The 23978-nt window shown below is 68.3% G+C and carries 29 protein-coding genes; 18 read left to right on the plus strand and 11 right to left on the minus strand.

The window, feature by feature from the left end:
* Positions 1 to 14 precede the first annotated feature (14 nt).
* Positions 15 to 995 carry a flap endonuclease-1 gene (gene fen, locus E6N53_RS09630; RefSeq protein ID WP_142858823.1) on the minus strand — a complete coding sequence of 327 codons (981 nt, stop codon included), beginning with the start codon at positions 993 to 995 and terminating at the stop codon, positions 15 to 17.
* Between the two features lie 75 nt (positions 996 to 1070).
* Complete coding sequence (locus tag E6N53_RS09635; RefSeq protein ID WP_142858826.1) at positions 1071 to 1682, minus strand: GNAT family N-acetyltransferase; 612 nt, start codon at positions 1680 to 1682, stop codon at positions 1071 to 1073.
* A 109-nt stretch (positions 1683 to 1791) separates the two neighbouring features.
* Here E6N53_RS09635 and E6N53_RS09640 point away from each other — a divergent pair, with 109 nt between their 5' ends.
* The 4 genes from E6N53_RS09640 (at position 1792) to E6N53_RS09655 (ending at position 6109) form a co-directional block, all read left to right on the plus strand.
* The gene (locus E6N53_RS09640; RefSeq protein WP_142858828.1) at positions 1792 to 2400 is read left to right on the plus strand and encodes a class I SAM-dependent methyltransferase; all 609 of its coding nucleotides are present in this window, start codon (positions 1792 to 1794) and stop codon (positions 2398 to 2400) included.
* A 62-nt stretch (positions 2401 to 2462) separates the two neighbouring features.
* Positions 2463 to 2894, plus strand: a complete 432-nt coding sequence (locus tag E6N53_RS09645; RefSeq protein WP_136590138.1) for a DUF3054 domain-containing protein — start codon at positions 2463 to 2465, stop codon at positions 2892 to 2894.
* Between the two features lie 73 nt (positions 2895 to 2967).
* Positions 2968 to 5640: an AAA domain-containing protein gene (locus E6N53_RS09650; RefSeq protein WP_142858830.1), complete on the plus strand. Its 2673-nt coding sequence runs from the start codon at positions 2968 to 2970 to the stop codon at positions 5638 to 5640.
* A gap of 52 nt (positions 5641 to 5692) precedes the next feature.
* Complete coding sequence (locus E6N53_RS09655; RefSeq protein WP_142858832.1) at positions 5693 to 6109, plus strand: DUF4440 domain-containing protein; 417 nt, start codon at positions 5693 to 5695, stop codon at positions 6107 to 6109.
* On the opposite strand, the gene E6N53_RS09660 is transcribed toward E6N53_RS09655, so the two are convergent.
* Entirely contained in the window at positions 6106 to 7362 is a 1257-nt protein-coding gene (locus E6N53_RS09660) for a DUF8073 domain-containing protein (RefSeq protein WP_142858834.1), read from the minus strand. The two genes, E6N53_RS09655 and E6N53_RS09660, sit on opposite strands and share 4 nt — an antisense overlap.
* Before the next feature lie 190 nt (positions 7363 to 7552).
* Here E6N53_RS09660 and E6N53_RS09665 point away from each other — a divergent pair, with 190 nt between their 5' ends.
* Positions 7553 to 7735 carry a hypothetical protein gene (locus E6N53_RS09665; protein WP_136590142.1) on the plus strand — a complete coding sequence of 61 codons (183 nt, stop codon included), beginning with the start codon at positions 7553 to 7555 and terminating at the stop codon, positions 7733 to 7735.
* Between the two features lies 1 nt (position 7736).
* On the opposite strand, the gene E6N53_RS09670 is transcribed toward E6N53_RS09665, so the two are convergent.
* The 3 genes from E6N53_RS09670 to E6N53_RS09680 all read right to left on the minus strand — a co-directional run bounded on the left by E6N53_RS09670 (position 7737) and on the right by E6N53_RS09680 (position 11473).
* Complete coding sequence (locus tag E6N53_RS09670) at positions 7737 to 10511, minus strand: ATP-dependent helicase (protein WP_142858836.1); 2775 nt, start codon at positions 10509 to 10511, stop codon at positions 7737 to 7739.
* Positions 10512 to 10593: 82 nt separating this feature from the next.
* Positions 10594 to 11061 carry a hypothetical protein gene (locus E6N53_RS09675; protein WP_142858838.1) on the minus strand — a complete coding sequence of 156 codons (468 nt, stop codon included), beginning with the start codon at positions 11059 to 11061 and terminating at the stop codon, positions 10594 to 10596.
* Entirely contained in the window at positions 11003 to 11473 is a 471-nt protein-coding gene (locus E6N53_RS09680; RefSeq protein ID WP_142858840.1) for a hypothetical protein, read from the minus strand. Before E6N53_RS09680 ends, E6N53_RS09675 begins: the two co-directional genes overlap by 59 nt.
* Before the next feature lie 121 nt (positions 11474 to 11594).
* Between E6N53_RS09680 and E6N53_RS09685 the strand changes: the two genes are divergently transcribed.
* Positions 11595 to 12365, plus strand: a complete 771-nt coding sequence (locus E6N53_RS09685) for an MBL fold metallo-hydrolase (protein ID WP_142858842.1) — start codon at positions 11595 to 11597, stop codon at positions 12363 to 12365.
* Positions 12366 to 12389: 24 nt separating this feature from the next.
* Here E6N53_RS09685 and E6N53_RS09690 read toward each other — a convergent pair whose 3' ends face one another.
* From E6N53_RS09690 to E6N53_RS20705, 4 genes are all read right to left on the minus strand, one after another.
* A complete protein-coding gene (locus E6N53_RS09690; RefSeq protein WP_142858844.1) occupies positions 12390 to 13133 on the minus strand; it encodes an isopentenyl phosphate kinase in 744 nt (247 codons plus the stop codon).
* Positions 13130 to 14164, minus strand: coding sequence for a mevalonate kinase (gene mvk / locus E6N53_RS09695; protein ID WP_142858846.1), 1035 nt, complete (start codon positions 14162 to 14164; stop codon positions 13130 to 13132). The genes E6N53_RS09690 and mvk overlap by 4 nt, the downstream gene beginning before the upstream one ends.
* 77 nt (positions 14165 to 14241) lie before the next feature.
* Positions 14242 to 14964, minus strand: coding sequence for an acetoacetate decarboxylase family protein (locus tag E6N53_RS09700; protein WP_142858849.1), 723 nt, complete (start codon positions 14962 to 14964; stop codon positions 14242 to 14244).
* A 5-nt stretch (positions 14965 to 14969) separates the two neighbouring features.
* A complete protein-coding gene (locus E6N53_RS20705; RefSeq protein ID WP_161596539.1) occupies positions 14970 to 15311 on the minus strand; it encodes a hypothetical protein in 342 nt (113 codons plus the stop codon).
* A gap of 98 nt (positions 15312 to 15409) precedes the next feature.
* Here E6N53_RS20705 and E6N53_RS09710 point away from each other — a divergent pair, with 98 nt between their 5' ends.
* The 9 genes from E6N53_RS09710 to E6N53_RS09750 all read left to right on the plus strand — a co-directional run bounded on the left by E6N53_RS09710 (position 15410) and on the right by E6N53_RS09750 (position 22055).
* Positions 15410 to 16474 carry a M20/M25/M40 family metallo-hydrolase gene (locus E6N53_RS09710; protein ID WP_142858851.1) on the plus strand — a complete coding sequence of 355 codons (1065 nt, stop codon included), beginning with the start codon at positions 15410 to 15412 and terminating at the stop codon, positions 16472 to 16474.
* Between the two features lie 464 nt (positions 16475 to 16938).
* Positions 16939 to 17274 (plus strand): PadR family transcriptional regulator, encoded by a 336-nt coding sequence (locus E6N53_RS09715; RefSeq protein WP_201740169.1) that lies wholly within the window; start codon positions 16939 to 16941, stop codon positions 17272 to 17274.
* A 25-nt stretch (positions 17275 to 17299) separates the two neighbouring features.
* Positions 17300 to 17788 carry a 50S ribosomal protein L11 gene (locus E6N53_RS09720; RefSeq protein ID WP_142858853.1) on the plus strand — a complete coding sequence of 163 codons (489 nt, stop codon included), beginning with the start codon at positions 17300 to 17302 and terminating at the stop codon, positions 17786 to 17788.
* A 299-nt stretch (positions 17789 to 18087) separates the two neighbouring features.
* The gene (locus E6N53_RS09725) at positions 18088 to 18726 is read left to right on the plus strand and encodes a 50S ribosomal protein L1 (protein WP_136590152.1); all 639 of its coding nucleotides are present in this window, start codon (positions 18088 to 18090) and stop codon (positions 18724 to 18726) included.
* A gap of 1 nt (position 18727) precedes the next feature.
* On the plus strand, positions 18728 to 19771 hold the full coding sequence (locus tag E6N53_RS09730) for a 50S ribosomal protein L10 (protein WP_136601847.1): 1044 nt from the start codon (positions 18728 to 18730) through the stop codon (positions 19769 to 19771).
* Between the two features lie 15 nt (positions 19772 to 19786).
* Positions 19787 to 20128, plus strand: coding sequence for a 50S ribosomal protein P1 (gene rpl12p, locus E6N53_RS09735; RefSeq protein ID WP_136601846.1), 342 nt, complete (start codon positions 19787 to 19789; stop codon positions 20126 to 20128).
* Positions 20129 to 20296: 168 nt separating this feature from the next.
* Positions 20297 to 21532: a tripartite tricarboxylate transporter permease gene (locus E6N53_RS09740; protein ID WP_142858855.1), complete on the plus strand. Its 1236-nt coding sequence runs from the start codon at positions 20297 to 20299 to the stop codon at positions 21530 to 21532.
* A gap of 58 nt (positions 21533 to 21590) precedes the next feature.
* On the plus strand, positions 21591 to 21776 hold the full coding sequence (locus E6N53_RS09745) for an HVO_2753 family zinc finger protein (RefSeq protein ID WP_136590156.1): 186 nt from the start codon (positions 21591 to 21593) through the stop codon (positions 21774 to 21776).
* A 12-nt stretch (positions 21777 to 21788) separates the two neighbouring features.
* Positions 21789 to 22055: an elongation factor 1-beta gene (locus E6N53_RS09750; RefSeq protein WP_136590157.1), complete on the plus strand. Its 267-nt coding sequence runs from the start codon at positions 21789 to 21791 to the stop codon at positions 22053 to 22055.
* A 55-nt stretch (positions 22056 to 22110) separates the two neighbouring features.
* Here E6N53_RS09750 and E6N53_RS09755 read toward each other — a convergent pair whose 3' ends face one another.
* Positions 22111 to 22410: a hypothetical protein gene (locus E6N53_RS09755; protein ID WP_142858857.1), complete on the minus strand. Its 300-nt coding sequence runs from the start codon at positions 22408 to 22410 to the stop codon at positions 22111 to 22113.
* A 143-nt stretch (positions 22411 to 22553) separates the two neighbouring features.
* Between E6N53_RS09755 and E6N53_RS09760 the strand changes: the two genes are divergently transcribed.
* The 3 genes from E6N53_RS09760 to E6N53_RS09770 all read left to right on the plus strand — a co-directional run bounded on the left by E6N53_RS09760 (position 22554) and on the right by E6N53_RS09770 (position 23940).
* Positions 22554 to 22844 carry a 50S ribosomal protein L21e gene (locus tag E6N53_RS09760; RefSeq protein ID WP_136590159.1) on the plus strand — a complete coding sequence of 97 codons (291 nt, stop codon included), beginning with the start codon at positions 22554 to 22556 and terminating at the stop codon, positions 22842 to 22844.
* A gap of 6 nt (positions 22845 to 22850) precedes the next feature.
* Positions 22851 to 23207: an RNA polymerase Rpb4 family protein gene (locus E6N53_RS09765; protein WP_136590160.1), complete on the plus strand. Its 357-nt coding sequence runs from the start codon at positions 22851 to 22853 to the stop codon at positions 23205 to 23207.
* Between the two features lie 112 nt (positions 23208 to 23319).
* A complete protein-coding gene (locus E6N53_RS09770) occupies positions 23320 to 23940 on the plus strand; it encodes a DUF655 domain-containing protein (protein ID WP_142858859.1) in 621 nt (206 codons plus the stop codon).
* Positions 23941 to 23978: the final 38 nt, after the last annotated feature.

Consider the following 23978-nt stretch of genomic DNA (forward strand, 5'->3'; position numbering starts at 1 on the left):
ACGCGGACGCAGACTCAGGTCCAGCGGTCGAGTCCGGTCTGGACGAGCGAACTCTCGATGCGCGCAAAGCCCGTCTCGACCTCGCTCGCGTCGACCGCCCACTCCTCGACCACGTAGCGCCGCGCGGCCTCGAGGTCCGGGTCGATGTCGGGGTCGAACTCGTACTCGTCGGTCACCGGCGGGTCCAAGAAGAGGTCGCGGACGCGGTCGGCGTTCGGGACGTGGTCACCTCGCGCCTCCAGGACGCCCCAGAGGTCGCCGTGTTCTTTGACCGCCTTCACCGCGGTCTTGGGACCGACGCCTCTGATTCCCTCGTTGAAGTCGGTGCCACAGAGGATGGCCACGTCCACGAGTTGCTCCCACGTGAGGTCGTTCCTCTCCAGGGTGGCCTCGAGGCTCATCAGCTCCGGGTTTCCTTTGCTCGTCAGGCCGCGCAGCGTGTACGGCGCGCCGAACAGCAAGGTGTCGTAATCCTCGCTGCCCACGTAGTCGACGTCGCCCGTCCGCGCCATGTACGACGCCTGCGCTTCCCCCTCGGCGGGCGCTTCGAGGTACGGCACGTCCAGGAGCGAGAGGAGGTCACGCGTCGTCTCCTGGATGACGGGCGTGAGCCGCTGGGTCCGGGCTTCGAGTCGGGCGGCCTCGACGGAGTCACCTCGCTCTCGGGCCTGTTCCATCCGTGCTTTCGCCTCCTCTTTCGCCTCGCGGCGTTTCTCGACCTCGTCGTCTTTCAACTCCGTGACGCCGCCGTCGAAGACGAACACGGGCGTCAGGTCGTGCTCGAAGAACTTGGGGAGGCCCTGGACGAGCCCCACGAGGTTCGCGACTTCCTCGCCCTCGGGCGTCGTGTACACCTCGTCACGGGTCCACTTCACCGTCGTCGTCAGATATCGATACAGCCAGTTGTGCGCGTCGACGGCGACCACGCTGCCAGCGAGGTCGTCCCACGCGACGTCGGCGAGCGCCGCGAGGCTCCGAAGGTCTGCGTTTCCCATTGGCGGACTCTCGGGGTGGAGCGTCTTAACGACACGGCGTTTAGCCGACGCGCCACTGCAGACCGTGCAATCGCCTCACTCCTCTACGGGCGGGTCGATTCGCTCCGGCGGCCCCGCTCCGTCCCTCGCCTTCAGAAACGCGCGTTCCGCGTCGGAGCAGTCGCGGCCGCGGAAGACGTCGAGCCCACGCTGGTAGGTGTCGGTGTCCACGCCGGAACCCCCGCGAAGGTCGCGGTCCAGCACCACCTCGGCCAGACCGGTCTCTCTCCCCGTGAAGGCGAACCCGACCTTCGCGAGCGCCTCGTAGGAGAAGACGTTGTTCACGGCGATGCGACACCGCGCGTAGCCGCGCTCGCGGGCGTGCTCGCAGACGAACGCGACGAGCCGCGGGCCGATACCCTCGCCGCGCCGGTCCCCACGGACGGTGACGTACCGAAGCCACAGCGTCTCGGGGTCGGTCCGGTCTTCGTTGAACGCGACGGCGGCGACGACGGTCGGGTCGCCGAACTGGGCGGGCTCGTCCGCGCCGACATCGAGTGCCAGCGGGTCGCGCTCGTCGCGGACGAGGGCGACCCCCGTCGCGGACATGACGAACTTGCCGGCGTAGGCGAAGGCGCGGTAGTCGAGGCGCACCTGCGGGCCGCCTCCGTCGTCGTCGTCGTGCCAGCCGACGAGGTCGTACTCCATGTGGGAAGGGGGTCGGCGAGCGGCCTGGGTCTTTCCCTCCGCCGGGTCGCTCGGACTGTCGGCACGCCGGAAACCAAACGCTCTCTTGTGTCGCACCCGACTCACGGGTATGCTCGACCACGGCCCCGGCGACGTTCGCTTCTTCGACCGCGTCGCGCCGCTGTACGACCGGCTGATGCCCGCCGCGGACGAGGCGGCGCTGTCGGAGGCGCTGTCGCTGTCGCGCCGGCCCGTTCGGACGCTCCTGGACGTCGCCGGCGGGACTGGGCGGGCCGCGCGGGCGCTGTCTGGCCTGGTCGACGACGAGCCCACGGCACCGGGCGTCGTGGTAGTCGACCAGTCGCTGTCGATGCTCGCCGCCGCCCGCCGACGCGGTCTGGCGGCGCTGGGTGCCGACGCGACTGCCCTCCCGGTCCGGACCGACGCGGTCGACGCCGTCGTCGTCACCGACGCGCTCCATCACGTCCGCGACCAGCGCGCACTGGTCGCCGAGGCGCGGCGGGTCGTCGCCCCCGGTGGGGTGGTCGTCGTCGCCGACTTCGACCCTGCCACGCTGCGAGGGCGGGCGCTCGTCGCCCTCGAACGGCTGGTCGGGTTCGACTCGACGTTCTCGACGCCGGACGACCTCGCGCGGTTCTTCGAGCGGGAGGGTCTCTCCGCGCGCGTCGTCACGTCGGGCTTCGGCTACGTCGTCGCCGGGCGCGTTCCCGAGTCGTGAGCCGGGCACGGTGAGCGACCCGAACCGAGGAAGCCAAGAGGCACCCCACAGAAGGGGCGCGTATGGCAACCTCGACAGGGTCGTTCCTGGACGGGCGCATCGACACGGCCGCGTTGCCCCTGGCGGTGGGGGACGTGCTGGTACTCGCGCTGTTGTTGTCGTTCGGGACGGCGCGGCACAACGGCGTCGCGTACCTCACGGAGAACCCGGTCGGTCTCGGACTGACACTGCTTCCCTTCTTCATCGGGTGGGTCGTCGCCGCGCCCCTCGTCGGCGCGTACTCCGCGGGGGCGGCCGAGTCGGCGAAGGCCGCCATCCCCCTCGCCATCCGCTCGTGGGTCGTGGCCGACCTCATCGGCGTCGTCCTCCGGGTCGTCCTGCCGTTCGATGCGACCGGCGGACTGGTCTCGCTCGCCGTCTTCTTCGGAATCACGCTCGTCGTCGGCGTCGTCGGCCTCGGCGTCTGGCGATACCTCTACTTCAAACTCCGCTGACGACGCGTCGCCCGTCTCCCGCCGGAACCGGAACAGAAACAGGCTTTTTACTCGTCGGGGCCGTCGACCGCTCGTGAACGTTCGCGGTCGGGTCCTGGATGTCGGCGACGTCAAGACGGTGAACACGAGCTACGGCGAGCGCGACCTCGTCGAGGTCACCGTCCGCGATGACGAACACGGTCCCGTCAGGGTGACGCTCTGGGGGAAGTGGACCGAGACCGCCGACTACGCCGAACCGGGGATGGAACTGCTCGTCACCGACGCGGAGGAAGACGAGTTCCGCGGCGAGACGACCTACTCGACCGCGAAGGGGTCGTACGTCGTCGTCGAACCGGACTTTCTCGTCGACGTGACCGACGTCCGCTCGTGGGTACAGTGCCCGCGGATGTACTATCTGAACAAGCTCTCCGGCATCCCGCTGAACTACCCGGTGGTCAAGGGGACCATCGTCCACGAGGTGTTCGGCGACCTCCTCCGCGGGGTCGACCTCGAAGACTCGATTCGAGACCGCGTCGCCGAGGCGGGGCTCGACATCGGCCTCCTGGGTCGGGACGCGACCGAAATCGCGGACGAGGTGCGGCGCAACGCCGCCGCCATCGAGGGGTGGCTGGCGCAGGGCACGCTCACCGACGAGGACGAGTGGCGGTCGGAGTACACGCTCATCTCGCCGACGTTCGGGATGAAGGGTCGGGCCGATGCCATCCGTCGCGGGTCGCCCGTCGAACTGAAGACCGGCAAGAACCTCAAGCGCGACCCGCGCTTCCAAGACAAGATTCAGGCCGCCGCCTACGCGCTGATGCTCGCCGACGCCGGCGAGGAGACCCCCGACACGGGGACGCTCCTCTACACCAAGAACACGGCGCTCGAACGCACCGAGGAGAGCGGCGACCTCTCGCCCGCGAAGGACTTCTCCATCGGTCCCGGCCTCCTGCAGTACGTCGTCCGCACGCGAAACGAGATCGCGGCGATGGAGTTCGAGACCGGCGTCCCCACCGGCTACGAGGGCAACGCGAAGTGCGAGTACTGCTTCGAGCAGGACACCTGCATGGTCGTCTCCGGCCGTCTCGACCAGGAGTCGAAGGCCGGTCAGATCGGCGTCGCCATCCCCGACGAGGAGCGCGCGTACTTCGACCGCATGTACGGTGACCTCGAAGCCGAGCGGCGGGAGGTACACAGCGAGTACCGCAAACTCTGGGAACAGACCCCCGAGGAACGCGCGGCCGACGACCGGGCGCTCGTCGACCTCGACCCACTCGGGCAGACCGAACGCGACGACGGCCGGTGGGAACTCCGCGCCCGGAAGGCAAGCGACGCCGTCTCCAAACTCCGCGAGGGCGACGTCGCGCTCGCCTCGGACGGCGACCCGGTCCGCGGGCACGCCGAACTCTGCCGTATCGAGCGCCTCGGAAGCGATGTGGTCGTGACGACGGACGAACCAGTCGAACTCCGGCGTCTCGACGTCTATCCCTCCGAGATAACCATCTCGCGGCTCCTCACCGCGCTCCACGACGCCCTCCTGAAGGGCGACGAGCGCCGGAAAGACGTCCTGTTCGGGCGGGCCGCCCCCGAGTTCGGAGACGAGGACCGAACGTACATCGACAACAACGAGTCGCAGAACGCAGCGGTGAACCGCGCCGTGAACGCCGCCGACCTCGCGCTCGTCCACGGCCCCCCCGGCACCGGGAAGACCTACACCATCGCGCGGACCGTGCGTGCGCTCGTCGAGCGGGGCGACCGCGTCCTCCTGTCGGCCTTCACGAACCGAGCCGTCGACAACGCGCTCGAAGCCCTCCGGGACCAGGGCTTCGAAGACGCGGTCCGCGTGGGGAGCGAGACGGGCGTCCGCGACGACATGCACGACATCCGACTCGAACAGCGCGGCGACCCCGCGACGCTGGCGTCGACGTTCGGCGACGCGCCCGTCGTCGCGGCGACCACCGCCGCCTGCGGGTCGCGCGCGCTCCGCGAGCAGTCGTTCGACGTCGCGCTCGTCGACGAAGCGTCACAGCTCACGGAGCCGGGAACCCTGGCGGCCATCAATCTCGCGGACCGGTTCGTCCTCGTCGGCGACCACGAACAGCTTCCACCCGTGGTCCGCGCCGAGACCGACCTGCAGACATCGCTGTTCCAGCGACTCATCGAGCGCTACCCGGAGGCCGCCGTGATGCTCGACCGACAGTACCGGATGGCACAGCGTATCCAGGCGTTCTCCTCGAAGCGTTTCTACGACAACAAACTCCGGCCCGCATCGGGAACCGTGGCGGCCCAGCGACTCGCGGACCTCCCGGGGGTCGACCCGGGGCGACTCCCACCGGAACTCCGAGACCAGGTGTCGTTCGTCGACCCCGGCGGACGCCGCGAGGGAAACGCCAACCCCATCGAGGCCGACCGGGTCGCCGACATCGTCGAATCGTTCCTCGCCGCGGGCGTCGATGCGGACGACGTCGGCGTCATCGCCCCGTTCCGCGCACAGGTCGCCGAACTCGGCCGGCGGGTGGACGTGACGGTCGACACCGTCGACCGTTTCCAAGGCTCCGCGAAGGAGGTCATCGTCATCTCGTTCGTCGCCACTGGCACCCTCGACGGCCCCATCTTCGAGGACCCGCGCCGCGTGAACGTCGCGCTGACGCGGGCGAAGAAGGCGCTCGTCCTCGTCGGCGACGCGAGTGCGCTCGACTCCGAACCCTTCTACGCGGAGATGCTCTCGTGGGCGCGACGGGGGCAGCCGGTCGGGCAGGCGGACTGACGAGTCGTCCCACCCGGACTCAAGACGGTCGGGGGCGTTCGACCACCACACCATGACCGACACCCCGCTCGCCGAACAGTGTGCGACGGAGGTCGACGACCTCCACGCCTTCTTCGAACTCTGGTTCGTCGGCGAACTCCCGCAGCGACGAGAGGAACTGGCGCGCTTCGCGGACGTCCTCGCGGAAGACTTCCGGATGATTCAACCCTCGGGGCTGACGCGGACGCGCGAGGGGATCACGACGGACGTCTTCGACGCCCACGGCGCTCGGTCGGACGTCACCATCGAGACCTCCCCCTTCGAGCCACGGCACGTCGGGCGGGAGACGTGTCTCGGGACGTACGAGGAGTGGCAGTCGACGGGGGACGACCGGACGGGGCGTCTCGCGACGGTGCTGTTCCGTCGCGCACCCGAGACCCCGAACGGCGTCGAGTGGGTTCACCTCCACGAGACCTGGCTCGAGGACTAGGTCGCCGCCTGGCGGATGCGCTGGTCGATCTCCGCCTTCAGTTCCTCGCGGTCTCTGAGCGACGCGGCCCGGCCCGAGACCAGTTCGAGGAGGTCGTACTCGGCGAGGACGTCGCGCGTCGTCTCCTGGTCGAGGTCGAGCGCGCGCTGGACGTCGTACAGCGTGTTCGCCTCCTCGACGGCCCGCTGGAGGTCCGCCGTCGAGAGCGAGCCGGGAAGGTCGAGTTCCGGGAGCCTGTCCGCGACGGTGTCGGCGTCGTCCGCCTCGGAGGCGGACTCGCTCTCGTCGTTCGTCTCATCGGACGCCTGTGAGCGCGGCTCTCCCTCGGCACCGTCGGCGTCCTCACCGTCCTCGCGATGTTCGTCGGGCTCGTCCTCGTCGATGCCTGTGGCTGGTGCTCCGTCGTCTCTCGGCTCGTCGGTGTCGGCGTCCACATCGGCGTCGGCGTCCACATCGGCGTCGGCGGCCTCCCGCTCGGACGTCTCTTCGTCCGCGGGCTCGGCGCGGCTGGGCGCTCCCGTCCCCGGCTCGTGGATGCCGTGGCGAATCATCTGCTTGCGGACCGCCTGCGCGCCGACGTCGACGTCGAGCGCCTCCGTCATCTCCGCGAACGTCTCGTACTCCTCGTAGACGCGCGCGAGGACGTCGGGGTCGTGGTGGACGGTCCGGTCGCGTTCGTCGGCGGCGAGTTCCGAGAGGGGATGTGCCTTCGTCCGGTGTATCTTCATCCCCCGCTCCGTCTCGAACGTCCGGTCACAGTCGGGGTGTGTACAGGAGACGATTCCGTTCGGGTCGTTCCTGTCGTTCCCGTCGGTCCCGTCGGGTTCGTCGGCTTCGACGTCGGCGCGTCCCCCGGGCGAGTCGGCTTCGACGTCACGCGCGTCGGTCGCCGCCGCCTCGACGTCCGCGACGGCGTCGGCGTCGCCGTCGGCACTGTCACCAGTGTGCCGGTCGTCCCCCGCGCTCGCGCTCTCGTCCCGTGTCGTCACCGAACGGGAGCCGGCCGTGTTCGCACCGACGGGTTCCGACGGCGTTCCCGCCGACTGCTCGGTCGTTCCGGGCCGGTCGACGTCGAGGGGACCGACGTCCCCGTCGGTCGGGAGGTCGATACGCAGCTGGACGGAGAAGCTGTCGTCTCCCGAGGGACCGCCCTCACCGTCGTCGAGGGGCTTGGCTTGCTGTACGCTGATTCCGTTCGTCTCGAGCGTCTCGATGAGCGTCGCGAGCTGCCGATACCTATGGCTGAGTGACATATCGTAGTGGTCCCCTGACCCTCCCCGGGCCTGCTTCGTTAGAAGAAATGTAATCCAAACGATTACATAACGCTTTGGTCTACTACATCAGAATCGATAAGCAAGGACGTGTTTGTGGGGGTCTCGACCCGTCACGTGGCCCGCGACCGCACCGGGACGTTGATACCGGCTAGCGCCGAACGTGGTCGACATGGGACTGCGATCAACCTGGCAGAACAACCAGCAGGTGCGGCGTGGGGTGATGGGAGCCATCGCGGGCTCCGTTGCCGGCATCACGGCGGCGGGCCTCGAAGGCGGTATCCTCCAGCGCTACGGCGTCGCGATCTTCCTCGGCATCGTCGTCTTCATCGCGCTGAAGCTCCTCCTCGAGTAGTCTAGTCGAGGTCGCCCGGTGAGTCGGCTGTTGCGTTCGCGCCCTCGTCGAGCGCTGTCAGGACCCGCTCGTGGAACTCCCGGAGGACCTGGTTCTCGTCCTCGGCGAGCACGACGTCGCTCGCCATGAGCGTGGCCAGGCCGAACGCCCGCGGCGACGGGGTCTCGGCTTCGCGGACCGCGACCGACACCTCGTCGCGCTCGACCGCCTCGATGAACGCGACGAGGCCGTCGAGGTTCAGCTTGTCCTCGAGGATCTCCCGGTAGGTCTCTTCCATCACCGCGAACGACTCCAGCCCCTGTGCGAACGACAGGAGCATCTCGCTCGACACCTGCTGTTGGGCCGCACTCTTCTCGTACCCCTTGTACCGCTTCAGAATCATCAGCGAGCGCGTCGCGTTGATGCGGAAGTACCGCTTGAGGAGGTCCGTCCCGTCGAGCGCCGCTCGCAGGTCGGTCTCGACCGCCGCGGGGTCGAGGCGCTCGATGAGTCCCGCCACGTCGACCTTCCGGTTGAGCGGCATCGAGACGGTGAAGCCGTTGTCCGCGACGGTGACCTGCACGTTGGCGTTCGCCCGCCGTGAACAGTGGTACGCCACGAGCCGAGCGAGGCCGTCGTTGAACCGCCGACCGAAGAGCGAGTGGACGTGGTAGTGTCGTCGGTACTCGCCCCGGTCTCTCACCTCCTCGACGCTGAGCCGTGTGTCGGTCGAGACGGAGTCCGAGCCGGCGTATCTGACCTGCTCGTCGAACATGCGGGCGATGGCGCGAACCGAGTTCTCGTCGAGCGGGAACGTCCGCAGCCACTCGCGGACGGCGGGCTGGCCGCCGCGCTCGAGGCGTTCGACCAGTTCGCCCTGGAACGATGCGACGGCTCTCCCCAGGTCGTACGAGAGGGGCAGGCGCTCGGAGAACCACGACGGGACCGTAGGTCGTTTCGACGTGGGGTCGACGTAGACCTTCGACCCCCGGCGGTAGCGGTACTCGTAGTTCGAGCCCCCGAGGACGAACACGTCGCCCTTCTCGAGGGTGTCGAGGTAGTTCTCGTCGAGACTACCGACCCACTCGTCCCCTCCGCGGGTGACGACGTCACAGGAGAAGGAGTCGGGGATGGTCCCGATGTTCGTCATGTAGATGACCCGCGCCATCCGCCCCCGCTTGCCGACGAGCGGTTCCCCGACCGGGAACTCCTCGTAGTGGTGTTCGCCGTCGGGTGGGTCGTTGGTGTCGCGCCACACCTTCGCGTAGACGTTCTTCTCCTCGAGCCCCTCGTACTCCGCGGTGAGGTAGCTCATGAGCCGCTCCCACGCCCCGTCGGAGAAGTCGCGGTAGGGGTACGCGCGTCGGAGCGTCGCTTTCACCTCCGCTTCCCGCCGCACGCTGTTGATGGCCATACCGTACACCTGCTGGGCGGCGACGTCCTGGGCGTTTTCTGGAATAAAAACGCGGTCGACGAACCCCTCGGTCGCCTTCTGCAGCATGACGGCACACTCGACGAGTTCGTCGCGGTCGAGCGCGATGACGCGTCCCTCGACGACCTGGCCGAGGCGGTGTCCGGCGCGGCCCACCCGCTGGAGGAGGCTCGCGACCGACTTGGGCGACCCGACCTGCACCACGAGGTCGATGTGGGGCATGTCGATGCCGAGTTCGAGCGAGGTCGACGTGGTGACGACGTCCAGTGCCCCGTCCTTCAACTGCTGTTCGACGGCCTGTCTACGCTCTTTCGACAGCGACCCGTGATGACAGCCGGAGTTCTCCTCGTCGTAGTCGTACCGCTCCCGGAGGGTGTGTAACACGCGCTCGGCCCCGGACCGGGTGTTCGTGAACACCAGCGTGTTCGTGTGGTCCGAGACGAGTTCGTGCAGGCGGTCGTAGAAGCGCTCGTGCACCTCGCCGGCGGGCGTGTCGATGAGGTCGTCCGTCGGACACTCCAGCCGGAGGTCGAAGTCACGGACGAACCGTGTGTCGACGATCTCACACTCCCGTGGCTCACCGGCCTCACGACCGACGAGAAACTCCGCCATCGTCGAGAGCGGCTCGACCGTCGCCGAACAGCCGATGCGGGTCGGCGACCCCTCGGCGAGGTTCTCCAGTCGCTCGAGCGACACCGACAGGTGGGTCCCGCGTTTGTTGTCGGCCAGCGAGTGAATCTCGTCGACGACGACGTACTCGACGGTTCGGAGCTTCTCCTTGAACTTCGGGGAGTTGAGCAGGATGGCCAGCGTCTCCGGCGTGGTGTTGAGGATGTGCGGCGTCACCTCCAGCATCTTCTGTCGCTCCGACGAATCGGTGTCGCCGTGGCGGATGGCGTGGCGGATGTCGCACGTCTCCCCGCGCGCGGCCAGCCGCTCCGTGATCCCCTCCAGCGGCTCGGTCAGGTTGCGGTGGATGTCGTTCGCGAGGGACTTCAGGGGGGAGACGTACAGGCAGTACACCGAGTTCTCGAGCCCCTCGTCGCGCTCGCGCTCGCGCCGAAACAGCTCGTTGATGATGGCGGTGAACGACGCGAGCGTCTTGCCCGACCCCGTCGGCGCGCAGATGAGCGCGTTCTCGCCTCGGTGGATGAGCGGGACCGCCTCGCGCTGTGGCGGGGTGAAGAAGCCGCCGTTCTGGGGGAGAAACGCGCCGAACTGGTCGACCCACCACTCCCGCACCACCGGTTCGAGCAGTGAGAGGACGTCGCCGTCGCCGATGTCGACGGTGTCGGGGTCGAACGGGACGTCCGTCTCGGCGTCACAGAGCAGCGCACGACCCGGCTTCCCCTCGCCGTCACTCATTGTGAGGGCGTAGGACTGTGCGGGTAAGTGGGTTGCGGGCCACGAGACGTGGTCGACGGGCGCGTCGAGCGATCGGGCCGGGTCAGACGCGAGTGACGTCGTACGAGAGGTTCACTGACGACGCCTCGGACCCCTCGGCGTTGAACTCGATTCTGAACCACGACTCCCCGGTGTCACGGCTGTAATTAGGGGGACTGGGGTCGTCGTCGAGATACCACCGGTCGTCACTCTGCCACTGGAAGAACTCCTCGTCGGCGTTCAGCCCCTTGTCGGCCTCCCAGAACGTCGCCTCGATGTCGATGTACGCCGCCGACCGATCGATCTGCTGGGGGTTCGGGAAGACGAATTCGACCGGTGAAAAGTCGAGCGACAGGGTCCGCCCGGTGTTCTCTCGTATCTCGCGGGCCTCGTCGTCTTCGACGTCCCAGATTCGGCTGTGGCCGACAGTGGTCTCGACGGCCGCCTCGCCGTCCGTCGCCGAGACGTCGATCTCACCGTAGAGTTCCTCGGTGTTCGGCCCGTCGAACGCCGCGTCCGAGGCGCTTTCCACGTAGAGGTAAGAAGTTTTCCAGCCGGTAGCGCTCCGGCTCCGGTTCGACCGCCTGGACCACGACCGGCTCGACCTCCGGCTGGACCGTGAGGACGACGAGCTCCGGCTCGGGGGTCGCCGTCACCGTCGCCGTGGACGTCTGAGTCGGGGTCGCTGTCGCCGTCGCCGTTCGGGTCTGTGTCGCCGGCCGAGGGGCCGCGGTGGACTGCGACGGTCCGCCCGTGCCGCCGACGTTGACGTTGAACGTACAGCCCGACAGTGCCGTGAGTGCGGCACCGGCACCCGCGAGGAAGTGTCGTCGGCCACGCCGTCGCGACGACGGCTCCCGGTCGGATGACCCGTCGACGGTGGCCGTCGGCGTCGCCGAATCGCTCTGTGGCCCGGGTTCGTCCCGGTTCGTTCCATTTCTCATGACACTCATCTACGTCGATAGGTAATCAAGATTGCTCCCGCGTGTTCGAATCTCGAATCGCCGTCGCTGCCGAGCGCGCGCAGCCAGAACTTCTTTCGGGCCTCCCCGCAGACCGACCCCTATGCGCGTCACCTTTCTCGGAACCGGGAGCGCGATGCCGACGCCCGAACGGGTCCAGACGGGCCTCCTCATCGAGTCCGACCCCACGGGCGAGGGGGACGGCGAAGACGACGAGGGACACCGTCGACAGCTCCTCGTCGACTGTGGCAGCGGCGTCCTCAACCGGCTCTCGTCGACCGATGCCGGCTACGAGTCCATCTCGACGGTGCTCCTCACGCATCACCATCTCGACCACGTCGCGGACCTCCTGCCCCTCCTGAAAGCACGATGGCTCGCGGGCGAAGAACATCTCGAAGTCGTCGGTCCCGTCGGGACGAAGGCGCTCGTCGACGGCCTCCTGGACGTCCACGACTACCTCCAGGGGAGAGTCGACCTGCGCGTCAGAGAGGTCGGTGCCGAACCGTTCGAGGTGGCCGGGTTCGCGGTCGAGGGGTTCGAGACGCGCCACTCGATGCCGTGTCTGGCCTACCGCTTCGGCGACGAGTTCGTCTTCAGTGGGGACTCGGAGGCCTTCGCGGGACTGGCGAACTTCGCGTCGGGCGCGACGGTGCTCGCCCACGACTGCTCGTTCCCCGACGAGGTGGACGTCTCGAACCACCCGACGCCCAGCCAACTCGGTGACTCCCTCGCCGGGTCGGCTATCGGCCGCGTCTACCTCACACACCTCTACCCGCACACGCGCGGGAAACACAGCGAGATGATAGAGAGTGTCGAGCGACACTTCGACGGCGACGTACGGATGGCGAAAGACGGCCTCCGCGTGAACATCTGAGCCGCCTCGGTCCCGTGTCGGCCCCTACCCCGACTCCTCGATTCGCGTCCCCGCGTCGGCCCCCGCCAAGAACGCGTCGACGGCGTCGGGTCCGAAGACGAACGCCGGCGCGCCCAGGTCGAGGAGTGCCCGGACCTTCGCGGCCATCCCCCCCGTCACGTCGGTCGCGTCCGACCCGCCCAGCGCGGCTGCGACGTCCTCGAACGCCTCGATTCGGGGGATGACCTCGTCCTCGGCATCGAGCACGCCCGGCACTGTCGAACACATCCCGACCCGGTCCGCGTCGAGGTGTCTCGCCAGCGACGTGACGAGTTCGTCGCCGGAGACGACGGTCGTGCCCTGCCCCGCGTGGGCGACGAGGTCACCGTGAAGGACGGGGACGAACCCCTCGTCCAGTAACGTCCGAACCGCGTTCGGCGGGAGCGTCAACGACCCCGCGGCGTCCCGCGCACCGAACGACAGCGGGTGGACCGGGACGGCGGGGACGTCGCGCGAGAGCAACACGTCGACCACGCGGCGGTTGAGCGTCTTCATCGCCCCGTGGATGTCGGCGACCGCCGCCGGGTCGTGGGTCCCCTCGGTTGTCGAGACGCCGTGGGTCGCGGCGTGGTGGTGGCCGAACGAGCCGCCGCCGTGGACGACGACGAGCCGCTCGACCGCCGCGGCGGCGATGGCGTCGGCCATCCGCGCGAGCGAGACCTCGTCGACCTGTTCGGGTTCGTCCTTCTCGGTGACGACGCTCCCGCCGAGTTTGAGCACCGTCGTCATCGGTCGTCGCCCTCGGTCGCGTCCTCCGCCCGGACGCCCTCGGGCGCCAACTCGGCCCGGAACGCGTCCTCACACCCCGGCGTGAATCGGAGCGCCGTGCGGCTCTCGGGCGTCGGGTCGAGCGCGACGATACAGCCGCCACCGCCGGCCCCGGTGAGTTTTGCGCCGTGCGCGCCGGCGTCCCGCGCGGCCCACACCATCGCGTCGAGCGACCGCGAGGAGACGCCCAGCGCCTCCAGGAGGCCGTGGTCGAAGTCCATCAGTCGCCCGAGTTCGGTCAACAGGCCCTCGGTCGCCGGCTCGGTCGGGTCCGCGCTCTCGAGGAGCGCCTCGCCCCGACGGACGATATCGCCGATGCTCTCGACGGTGTCGGCGGCGAAGTCGTACTCCTCGCGCAGTCGCCGAACACCGGCGACCAGTTCACCCGTGTCGCCCGCGCCGCCGTCGAACCCGACGACGAACGGGAGCGCGGGCGTGTCGATGGCGCGGCAGTCGTCGCCCTCGACGCGGACGGCACCACCCATCGCCGAGCAGAACGTGTCCGCGCGGGAGGCTTGCCCCTCCTGCACGTCGTACTCCGCCCGGAAGGCGCGGTCGGCCAGTGCCTCGGGGGCGAGTTCGTGACCGAGTTCCCGCGTCGCGGCGTCGATTCCCGCGACGACCACGGCAGCCGAGGAGCCGAGGCCCGCGCCGAGCGGGATATCGCTCTCGACTACGATGTCGAAGCCGGCGTTCGGGGCGTCGGCCGCGTCGCGCGCCTGGTCGACCGCGGCGTCGACGTAGCCCATCGCCGCGTCGACGAGCGACCGGTCCACGTCGACGTCCGGTCTGTCGTCCGTGGAGCCGTGGTACTCGACGGTGAAGCCGTCGAGGCTCAGGTCCGTCGCCTGCACGCGGACGTGGTCGTCGTCACGCTCCGACACGTGGACACGCGCCCGTCGCTCGATGGCACAGGGAACCGCCGGTTCGCCGTAGACGACGGCGTGCTCCCCGAAGAGGTACACCTTGCCCGGGGCGCTCGAGACAGTCATGTGCCGAGGTTGCGGGCAGTGGATAAAAATGGTGTCCGATACCGGCCGCCCGACCGCTCGACCGTCCAGTCACCCGGTCAGTCGACGCGCTCGGGCGGGTGCAGCGTCGCCTCGGCGTGCGACGCGACGAACTGCGCGTAGACACGGGGCCGGACGCCGAGGTCTCGGAGGACCGCCGCGTAGCGTCCGTGCCCGCGTGCGAGCGAGACCCCGTCGCCAGTGGTCGCGACTCGGGCCTCGGCGTCGAGGTCGACCGGCGTCCGGACGAGGCGGTCGTCGAGGTGGCTGAACGCGGTGAGTCGCTGGCGGACCCGTCTGGCCCGCGTCGGCCCGGGAGCGACCGAGAGTTCGACGTCGCGGTTGCCCGCATCGAACAGCGAGACCGAGAAGGAGTCGGGCGTGCCGTCGAGCGCGATGTCGGCGACGGACTTCGGGAACCCCCAGAGTTCGTCGCCGAGCGCTCGGGCGGGTGCTGTCGTCACCGGGAGGTCGACGACGTAGCCGCCGATGCCGTCTAGGGAGGTCGGCATGCCCGCGACGCCCGCCGCCGTGACGGGGACGACGACCGCGAACTCGCGGTACGGCTCCAGCGAACCCACCGCACGGTAGTCGATTCCAACCACCGTGACTGCGCCGCGGCGCGCGCCGAAGCGGAGCGGCGTCAGGTCCGCCGGGAGCGCCGCACGGAGCGGGGCCCAGTCGGCCGCGAACACCGCGCCGCCGAGACGAGCGCGACACGTGAGCGGAACGGTGACCTCGTGGCCCGTCGACAGCTGTCGGGGTGCTGGCCCGGTCGCCATCCGGGCTAGTGCTCGGCTTCTTCCTCGTCGTACGCGTCGGTGAGGTCGTCGAGTTCGGCGATTTCGAGGTCGGCGTCGGAGCCGCGGAGCTTCCGGACGGCGACGGCGACCACGGCGAGGGCGACGACGCCGAGAAGGAGGGCGAGCGGGCCGACGCGACGGCCGGACGACTCGTCGGCCGTGTCGTCGGACTCGGACGCTGCCCCCTCGCCGGCGACCGCCTCGAGTTCCTCGTACGCCTCGTCTTCGTCCTCGTCGGCCGAGCGGCCGATGGCGGGAGCGGTGTTCGTCGCGCTGAACTCCAGACCGTCGTGAACGTGCAGTTCGAACAGGGTGAACTTGTCCATGGCGCAGTAGACGACGACGAGCCGTATCAACGTTGTGACGACTTCTCTCCCCCCGCGCCGAGAGCAACGTATTTCGGCGCGGTCGCCCGAGACGGCGTATGGACGACACACCACGGGGGTTCCTCGAAGCCCTCCTCGGAACGCACAGCCCGTCGGGGTTCGAGACACGCGGACAGCGCGTCTGGCTCGACTACGTCTCCGATATCGCCGACGAGGTGTGGACGGACGCCTACGGCAACGCGGTCGCCGTCGTCGAGGGGAGCGGCTCCGGGCCCGAACTGGCGTTCACGGGCCACGTCGACGAGATCGGGTTTATCGTCCGTGACGTCACCGACGACGGCTTTCTCAGGGTGGGCCCTATCGGCGGCGCGGACCGGACCGTCTCGAAGGGCCAGCACGTGACGATTCACACCGACGACGGGCGCGTCCAGGGTGTCGTCGGGCAGACGGCCATCCACCTGCGCGACCACGGGAGCGAGGAGTACGAGGACATCGAGGCACAGTTCGTCGACGTGGGTGCGGACGACGAGGAGACCGCGCGCTCGCTGGTCCAGGTCGGTGACCCGGTGACGTTCACTAGTGGCCTGCACGAACTCCACGGGACCAGGCTCGCCGCCCGCGGCGTCGACAACCGCGTGGGCGTGTGGGCGGCCGCGGAGGGACTCCGCCGTGTGGCCGCGACCGACCACGAGGCGACGGTGTACGCCGTCTCGACGGTCCAGGAGGAGGTCGGGTTACAGGGGGCGCGCATGGTCGGGTACGACCTCGACCCCGACGCCGTCATCGCGCTCGACGTCACCCACGCGACGGACTCGCCCGCCGTCTCGGGCGAGAAGAACACCCCGGTGAAGCTCGGAGCGGGGCCAGTCGTCTCGCGCGGGAGCACCAACCATCCGGTGCTGGTCGACATCCTGCGACGTGCCGCCGATGAGGGAGAAATCGACTCGCAGTTGCAGGCGACCGGCGTCCGAACGGGCACCGACGCGGACGCCTTCTACACGACGCGCTCTGGCATTCCGGCGGTGAACGTCGGCATCCCGAACCGGTACATGCACACGCCAGTCGAGGTGGTCGACACCGACGACCTCGACGCGACTGTGGACCTCTTGGCTGCCTTTGCGGTACGTGCTGGCGAGTACGACGACTTCTCCGTGCAGCTCTGAACCGGTCGTCGTAGTCTCCAGCCCCCCGCTGAACACGTCGTGACGTGCGTGCTCGCCACGAGCGAGGACCTGCCGGCCAGAGGCACCGAGGATGCGGCCGCCAGGGCGGTGAAGCCACGAGCCGCCTCAGCCGACTGCGCTCCTCGCCGCTCACATTCGTTCGCGGCGTCGGTGCTCATCCATCGCGCGTGCGGTGCGCGGACATACCGCGAACCGTCACGCGCTACTGTCTCAGTTCTCCGGCGCACGCTGCTGGCGGCACCGTCCGCGGCGAACAGCGTGTGAGGGGACGGCTCGCGGCTCCGTCCGCGAGTCGACGGCTGGGTCTGGCTCGTCCCCGTCCGTTCGGCCGCACCACCCACAGCGTTCCGTCGCACTCGGTCACTCGCCGTGGAGACCGGACGAGCACGACCGCGACCGGAGACAGTCATCTCTTTCCGCTCGCGTCCAGAACCGACAGTGAGATGCGGTGGCTCCAGAGCGGACTCCGGCGCGACATCTGTGTCATCGTCGCCGGACTCGACGACCCGACGGGACAGCAGGCGAAGGCGGCGCTCGAACGGCACTACGACGACCGGGTCCAGCCGAAGACGTTCCACGGCGCGCTCGAGGCGCTCGTGAGCGACGGGTTCCTCACGCGGCGGCAGGACGGCCTCGCCGACCGGTACGCGCTCACCGACGCCGGGGCGGAGCGGTTGTGTGCCCACCACGAGTGGGTCGCGTCGAACCTCGGTGGGCGACACGACGCGGACGCGCGTGGCGCTGACTCACACGGGAGCGACGGGAAAGAAAACCGTTAAAGGTCGCTGGAGGGTCCACACAGACATGGCCGGAACTATCGAAGTGCTCGTTCCCGGCGGGGAGGCCAACCCTGGCCCGCCGCTCGGACCCGAGCTCGGACCGACGCCTGTCAACGTCCAGGACGTCGTGAGCGAGATCAACGACCAGACCGCCGCGTTCGATGGGATGGAGGTCCCCGTCACCGTCGAGTACGACGACGACGGCTCGTTCACCATCGAGGTCGGCGTCCCGCCGACCGCCGCGCTCATCAAGGACGAGGCCGGATTCGACACGGGCTCTGGCGAACCTCAGAAGGAGTTCGTCGCCGATCTCTCCGTCGAACAGGTCCAGAAAATCGCGAAGCAGAAGCAGTCCGACCTGCTCTCGTACGATCTGAAGAACGCCGCGAAGGAGGTCGTCGGCACCTGCACCTCGCTCGGTGTCACCATCGAGGGGAACGACCCCCGCGAGTTCAAGAAGCGACTCGACGACGGCGAGTACGACGAACTCTTCACCGAGGAAGCGGCGGCGTAACCTCCGACGCTCCGACCGCGAACGGGCAGTTTTCCGTCCCGAGTTCTCGACCATCGAGCCACAGCTACGGCTACGGCTGTGACCGTGGCCACGACCGAGACGGCGGGTGGCTCCGGCAGTGACCTACGACACCGAATCCCTGTGAGTCGGTGTCACGCCGCGTACCCGACGAAATCGGGTTTTTCGCGCGCCCTTGCTTCGACGGGTTTAAGTCTCGCATCCTCCCACTTCCGGTGAGACAGGCATCGCCTGTTTCACTGACCCGTAGGAGCAGATCCTGCGTACTACGGAGGTGAATAATGGCAGATACGATAGTCGAAGCAGTCTCACGCGCACTGGAGGAGGCACCGGCTCGCAACTTCCGCGAGACGGTCGACCTCGCCATCAATCTGCGCGATTTAGACCTCAACGATCCAGCGAACCGCGTCGACGAGAGCGTCGTCCTCCCAGCCGGGACCGGACAGGACACCCAGATTGTGGTGTTCGCATCCGGCGAGACGGCGCTGCGTGCCGAAGACGTTGCTGACCAGGTTCTCTCGGGGGACGACCTCGAAGACCTCGGCGACGACACTGACGCCGCGAAGGACCTCGCCAACGAAACGGACTTCTTCGTTGCCGAGGCGTCGATGATGCAAGATATCGGTCGATATCTCGGGACCGTCCTCGGGCCGCGCGGCAAGATGCCGACGCCGCTGCAGCCCGACGACGACGTCGTCGAGACCGTCAACCGGATGAAAAACACCGTTCAGCTCCGGTCTCGTGACCGCCGCACGTTCCACACGCGCGTCGGTGCCGAGGACATGACGGCCGACGAAATCGCCGAGAACATCGACGTCATCGTACGTCGACTCGAGGCGAACCTCGAGAAGGGCCCGCTCAACATCGACGGCATCTACGTCAAGACGACGATGGGGCCGTCCGTGGAGGTGCGTGCCTGAGATGAGTTCCGAAGCACGCAAGACCGAAACCATCCCGCAGTGGAAGCAAGAGGAGGTCGACGAGCTCGTCGAGTTCGTCGATTCGTACCAGTCCGTCGGCGTCGTCCGCGTGACGGGTATCCCCTCGAAGCAGCTGCAGAACATGCGTCGCGACCTCCACGGCAAGGCCGCCGTGCGCATGAGCCGGAACACGCTCATGGAGCGTGCGCTCGACGAGGTCGACGACGGCCTCGAAGACCTCAACGAGTACATCGCCGGCGAGGTGGCGCTCATCGGGACGGACGACAACCCGTTCGGCCTGTTCAAGCAGCTCGAGGCGTCGAAGACGCCCGCTCCGATCAACGCTGGCGAGGTCGCCCCCAACGAAATCGTCATCCCCGAGGGTGACACCGGTGTCGACCCGGGTCCGTTCGTGGGTGAACTCCAGCAGGTGGGCGCGTCGGCGCGCATCATGGACGGCTCCATCAAGGTCACCGAGGACTCGACGGTCCTCTCCGAGGGTGAAGTCGTCTCCGCGGAGCTGGCGAACGTCCTCTCCGAGCTCGGCATCGAGCCCAAGGAAGTGGGTCTCGACCTGCGGGCCGTCTTCTCCGAAGGCGTCCTCTTCGAGCCCGAAGAACTCGCCATCGACGTCGACGAGTACCGCGCGGACATCCAGTCCGCCGCCGCCGCTGGTCGGAACCTCTCCGTCAACGCGGTCTACCCGACGGCGCGGACGGCGGGCACGCTGCTCGCGAAGGGTGCCGGCGAGGCCAAATCGGTCGGCCTCTTCGCCGCCATCGAGGACGAGGAGCTCATGCCCGACCTCGTCCGTCGTGCGGACGCGCAACTGCGCTCGCTCGCGACGCTCATCGACGACGAGGACGCGCTCCCGGAGGAGCTACGCGGTGTGGCTGCGCCGGCCGCGTCCCCTGATACGGACGAATCGGACGACGAAGACACGGACGACACCGACACTGAAGCCGACGAAGACGCCGACGCGGACGTCGACGAAGACGACGACGAGGACGACGGCGCAGACGGCCTCGGTGCGATGTTCGGATAACACGAGGTAAGAACAATGGAATACGTTTACTCAGCACTCATCCTGAACGAAGCCGGCGAAGAGATCAACGAAGAGAACATCACGGCGGTCCTCGAGGCCGCCGGCGTCGATGTCGAGCAGTCCCGCGTCAAGGCGCTCGTCGCCGCGCTCGAGGACGTCGACATCGAGGAAGCTATCGAGACGGCCGCCGCCGCGCCCGCCGCGGCCGGTGGTGCTGCCGGCGGTGCCGGTGGCTCCGACGACAGCGACGACGAGGACGACGGCGACGAGGCCGACGAGGCCGAGGCCGCCGAGGAAGAAGAAGAAGACGAGGACGACGAGGCCGGCGGCGAGGGCCTCGGCGAACTCTTCGGCTGAACCGCGGATACCACTCCGCGTCCTGCCGACCTCGCGTCCGACGCACGACCACTACGATTTCTTTCGACGCCGACACCGTCCGTAAGCGACGGCGCCGTCCGGGGTGACCGGTGGGCGTCCCCCCGCCACGAGCGTTCAAATACGAGGGCGTCACCACCTCGGGGTACGATGGCCGGAGACCTCTTCGCGGGGCTGTGGGTGGTCGACCGTGTCGGCGTCCTCCTCGCGTACACGCTCGGCGGCGTCGCCCTGGGGACCGTCTCCGGGCTCGTTCCGGGCATCCACGCCAACGCCTTCGCGCTCCTCCTCGCGGCGACCGCGCCGACTCTCTCGGGTCCCTCGGCGGGTGTCGCCGTCGCCGTGCTCGCCGCGGGCGTGACACACACCTTCCTCGACGTGGTGCCCGCGCTCGCGCTTGGCGTCCCCGACGCCGCGATGGCTGCCGGGTCGCTGCCGGGCCATCGGCTCGTCCTCGGGGGGCGGGGACGGGAGGCACTCAGGCTCTCTGCGCTCGGCAGCGGCGGGGCGCTGCTCTGTGCCCTTCCGGTCGCCGTTCCGTTGACGGCGCTCGTCCGTCGTCACGAATCGCTGCTCTCCACGTCGCTTCCATTTCTGCTGGTGGGCGTGTTCGTCCTGCTCGTGCTCGCCGAACGCCGGCCGTGGCGGATGGTCGCGGCCGCGTTTCTCGTCCTCCTCTCGGGTGCCCTCGGGCTGGCGACCCTCGACCGACCGTTCGACGGCTTCGTCGCCGTCGGGGGCGTGCTCACGCCGCTGTTCGGCGGGCTGTTCGGTGTCCCCGTCCTCGTCGACGCCGCCCGCGGCAGCGGCGTTCCAACACAGGACGGAGTGGAACTCGCGACCCGACCGTCGGCGGTGGGACGTGCGGCCGTCGCGGGCGTCGCCGGCGGCGGGCTGGTCGGCTACCTCCCGGGCGTCTCGGCCGGAGTCGCGGCGACGCTCGCACTCCCGTTCGCCGGGCGGGAGGACCCGGACCGCACCTACGTCGTCGCGACCAGCGGGGCGAACACCGCGACCGCCGTCTTCGCGCTCTTCTCGCTCGTCGCGCTCGACGCGCCCCGAACGGGTGTGACCGTCGCGCTCCGGGCGGTCGGTCCCCCACCGCTCGCGACGCTTCTCACCGCGACGGTCGTCGCCGGCGTCGTCTCGGCCGTCCTCGTCCCCGTGCTCGGCGACAGATATCTCGCAGCCGCCGGCCAGGTGGGACCACGGACCACGAGTCTCGTCGCCTGCGGCCTCCTCTGTCTCCTCTCGGGGCTGTTCGCGGGGGTCGGTGGTGTCGTCGTGCTCGCCGCCGCCGGGGTCGTGGGCCTTCTACCGGTTCGGCTCGGGGTCCGCCGCGTCCACCTCATGGGTGTCCTCGCAGTCCCGCTCGTGGTCGGATGAGGGCCCCCGTGTGAATCGAAAGACAACCGTTAAACGTCACGGCTGGGTTCGTTGGTGTATGAGCGAGAGCGAGCCAGAGCGGCGGCACGCCCGACAGTGCGTGTCCTGTGGCATCAACATCTCCGGCATGAGTGCCGCGACGTTCAAATGTCCGGACTGTGGCCAGGAGATCTCCCGCTGTGCGAAGTGCCGCAAACAGAGCAACCTCTACGAGTGCCCCGACTGTGGGTTCCGAGGTCCCTAACCGACTCCAACAATGGGAAAAGTAGCAGCCAAAATCAAGGTCATGCCGAACAGCCCCGATATCGACCTCGACGCGCTTCAAGAGCGCCTCGAGGAGTCACTCCCTGAGGGCGCGAAAATAAACGGGTTCGAGCGCGACAACGTCGCGTTCGGTCTCGTCGCGCTCCTCCCGACGGTCATCGTCCCCGACGACGCCGGCGGGACCGAAGCGGTCGAAGAGTCTTTCACCGGCGTCGACGGCGTCGAGAGCGTCTCCGTCGAGAACGTCGGCCGCATCTGAACAGCCCTCCTCTCGCGGGTCTTCACCGTCGGTGAGCGGCGGTGCTCGCGAGCGTTTAGTCCCGCGCTGCGAGGACGATCCCGACGACGGTCCCGAGGATGAACCCCCCGAACATCGCCAGTGGGAGCGAGTTGAGGAGGATGCCGATAATCCCGCCGACGAGCATCCCCACAGCGAACCCGGAGCCGAAGCGGACAGCGAAGGTGCTCTCGCTCGCGCCCGGCCCGGCCTCGGCGACCGCGGCCTCGGTTTCGTGAGCGACCGCCATCTCGGACTCGGTCTCTGCGGTCTCGAGCGTCGATTCCGTCTCCCCGGACCGCGAGACGTCGGTGACCGTGGGGGTTTCCTGACTCATGAGAGAGAGTGGTCCGCGGAGCCTGATAGGTTTTACCACGAGTCGCACCGGGCGGGAACGACGGCGTACCATGTGTCGCACTGCCGTGCGCGGACGGGAACGTGTCTTTTATAACGACGTCAGAAGTAGTACGTCCCACGACTATGCCGAGTTCCAACGGTCCGATGAAGGGGACGCGGAACAAACTCAAGAACAAGCCCCGAGAGCGTGGGACGTCGCCGCCCCAGCGCGCGATTCAGGAGTACGAGGTCGGCCAGAAGGTCCACCTGAAGATCGACCCCAGCGTCCGGAAGGGTCGCTTCCACCCGCGCTTCAGCGGACACACGGGTGAGGTCGTCGGCAAACAGGGCCGCTCGTTCAAGGTGGAGATCACCGACGGCGGGAAGGCGAAGACGCTCATCACGCGCCCGGCCCACCTCCGTGCGCAGAAGTAGACGTCGATGACGATCTTCAAAGAGAAGCTCGGGGAGGAGTATCTCACCACGTCCGAGGTGAAGCGGCTCCTCGAGGAGGTCGAGGCCGAACGCGCGGCCGACGAAGAGCGTGAGGTCCGGTACGAACTGGCCCGCGCCATCGAACACGTCAACCGGTTTGCGTTCCTCGACCCCGAGGATTCGCGGGCGCTCGCCGAGGAACTCCAGGAACTGGAGAAGGTCGACGAGGAGACGGCGTTCAAAATCGCCGACCTGCTCCCGCAGTCGCGCGACGAACTCCGCGCGCTCTACGCCCAGCAGCGCTACGCGCTCTCGGGCGACGAACTCGACGACATCCTCAACGTCGTCGCCAAGTACGTCTGAGCGAATCGACGCGCGCACGACCGATGGACACCGACTGTCCGGACACATCGGACGACGGCGAGGCGATGACCGGTGCCAACGTTTTAAATAATCTGTCAGCATAGAGTTGTGTATGACCACAAGCGAGAGCGGCGACGCAGTCGACGCTGGGGGCGGCGAGTCGAAAGAACGTGAGCTGCGTATGGCCGTCGTTCTCGACGTGTTGCCACACGGTCGCACCGACGACGACCGGCCTCGATACAAGAAATCACCGCTCGCGTACGCGCTCGGTGAATCGGACTTCCGGCTCGTCGAACTCAGACTCGACGACGACTCGGACGTGAGCATCGGCGACCGCGTCGTCGTCGAGCCGGCCGGCGAGCGGGTGGACGTCGCGGAGGTCCGCGACGTCGAGTACACCGCGCTCTCGAACACCGCCCTCTCCGAACTGGAGTACGTCGTCGACGAGATACTCACCGAACACGAGTCGCGGTTCGTCGACTTCTACAACGACGCCCAGCCCATCACCATCCGTCTCCACCAGCTGAACCTCCTCCCCGGAATCGGCAAGAAGCTTCGGAACAACATCCTCGACGAGCGGAAGCGGGGCCCCTTCGAGAGTTTCTCCGACCTCGAAGAGCGCATCTCGGGGCTGCACAACCCGAAGGACATCCTCGCCGAGCGCATCATGTCGGAGCTCCGCGATGACGACCTCAAGTACAAGGCGTTCGTCAGGTGGGACGCCGAGTCGTAGCGACCGGCCGCGACCGGCGCGACGAGCGAATAACAGAC

It is taken from the genome of Salinigranum halophilum (genome assembly GCF_007004735.1).
Classification (GTDB): Archaea; Halobacteriota; Halobacteria; order Halobacteriales; family Haloferacaceae; genus Salinigranum; species Salinigranum halophilum.

Coding starts and splice junctions, on each gene's coding strand:
- fen (WP_142858823.1), bottom strand. CDS start 995: ATGGGAAACGCAGACCTTCGGAGCCTCGCGGCGCTCGCCGACGTCGCG.
- E6N53_RS09635 (WP_142858826.1), bottom strand. CDS start 1,682: ATGGAGTACGACCTCGTCGGCTGGCACGACGACGACGACGGAGGCGGC.
- E6N53_RS09640 (WP_142858828.1), top strand. CDS start 1,792: ATGCTCGACCACGGCCCCGGCGACGTTCGCTTCTTCGACCGCGTCGCG.
- E6N53_RS09645 (WP_136590138.1), top strand. CDS start 2,463: ATGGCAACCTCGACAGGGTCGTTCCTGGACGGGCGCATCGACACGGCC.
- E6N53_RS09655 (WP_142858832.1), top strand. CDS start 5,693: ATGACCGACACCCCGCTCGCCGAACAGTGTGCGACGGAGGTCGACGAC.
- E6N53_RS09660 (WP_142858834.1), bottom strand. CDS start 7,362: ATGTCACTCAGCCATAGGTATCGGCAGCTCGCGACGCTCATCGAGACG.
- E6N53_RS09665 (WP_136590142.1), top strand. CDS start 7,553: ATGGGACTGCGATCAACCTGGCAGAACAACCAGCAGGTGCGGCGTGGG.
- E6N53_RS09670 (WP_142858836.1), bottom strand. CDS start 10,511: ATGAGTGACGGCGAGGGGAAGCCGGGTCGTGCGCTGCTCTGTGACGCC.
- E6N53_RS09680 (WP_142858840.1), bottom strand. CDS start 11,473: ATGAGAAATGGAACGAACCGGGACGAACCCGGGCCACAGAGCGATTCG.
- E6N53_RS09685 (WP_142858842.1), top strand. CDS start 11,595: ATGCGCGTCACCTTTCTCGGAACCGGGAGCGCGATGCCGACGCCCGAA.
- E6N53_RS09690 (WP_142858844.1), bottom strand. CDS start 13,133: ATGACGACGGTGCTCAAACTCGGCGGGAGCGTCGTCACCGAGAAGGAC.
- mvk (WP_142858846.1), bottom strand. CDS start 14,164: ATGACTGTCTCGAGCGCCCCGGGCAAGGTGTACCTCTTCGGGGAGCAC.
- E6N53_RS09700 (WP_142858849.1), bottom strand. CDS start 14,964: ATGGCGACCGGGCCAGCACCCCGACAGCTGTCGACGGGCCACGAGGTC.
- E6N53_RS20705 (WP_161596539.1), bottom strand. CDS start 15,311: ATGGACAAGTTCACCCTGTTCGAACTGCACGTTCACGACGGTCTGGAG.
- E6N53_RS09710 (WP_142858851.1), top strand. CDS start 15,410: ATGGACGACACACCACGGGGGTTCCTCGAAGCCCTCCTCGGAACGCAC.
- E6N53_RS09715 (WP_201740169.1), top strand. CDS start 16,939: ATGCGGTGGCTCCAGAGCGGACTCCGGCGCGACATCTGTGTCATCGTC.
- E6N53_RS09720 (WP_142858853.1), top strand. CDS start 17,300: ATGGCCGGAACTATCGAAGTGCTCGTTCCCGGCGGGGAGGCCAACCCT.
- E6N53_RS09725 (WP_136590152.1), top strand. CDS start 18,088: ATGGCAGATACGATAGTCGAAGCAGTCTCACGCGCACTGGAGGAGGCA.
- E6N53_RS09730 (WP_136601847.1), top strand. CDS start 18,728: ATGAGTTCCGAAGCACGCAAGACCGAAACCATCCCGCAGTGGAAGCAA.
- rpl12p (WP_136601846.1), top strand. CDS start 19,787: ATGGAATACGTTTACTCAGCACTCATCCTGAACGAAGCCGGCGAAGAG.
- E6N53_RS09740 (WP_142858855.1), top strand. CDS start 20,297: ATGGCCGGAGACCTCTTCGCGGGGCTGTGGGTGGTCGACCGTGTCGGC.
- E6N53_RS09745 (WP_136590156.1), top strand. CDS start 21,591: ATGAGCGAGAGCGAGCCAGAGCGGCGGCACGCCCGACAGTGCGTGTCC.
- E6N53_RS09750 (WP_136590157.1), top strand. CDS start 21,789: ATGGGAAAAGTAGCAGCCAAAATCAAGGTCATGCCGAACAGCCCCGAT.
- E6N53_RS09755 (WP_142858857.1), bottom strand. CDS start 22,410: ATGAGTCAGGAAACCCCCACGGTCACCGACGTCTCGCGGTCCGGGGAG.
- E6N53_RS09760 (WP_136590159.1), top strand. CDS start 22,554: ATGCCGAGTTCCAACGGTCCGATGAAGGGGACGCGGAACAAACTCAAG.
- E6N53_RS09765 (WP_136590160.1), top strand. CDS start 22,851: ATGACGATCTTCAAAGAGAAGCTCGGGGAGGAGTATCTCACCACGTCC.
- E6N53_RS09770 (WP_142858859.1), top strand. CDS start 23,320: ATGACCACAAGCGAGAGCGGCGACGCAGTCGACGCTGGGGGCGGCGAG.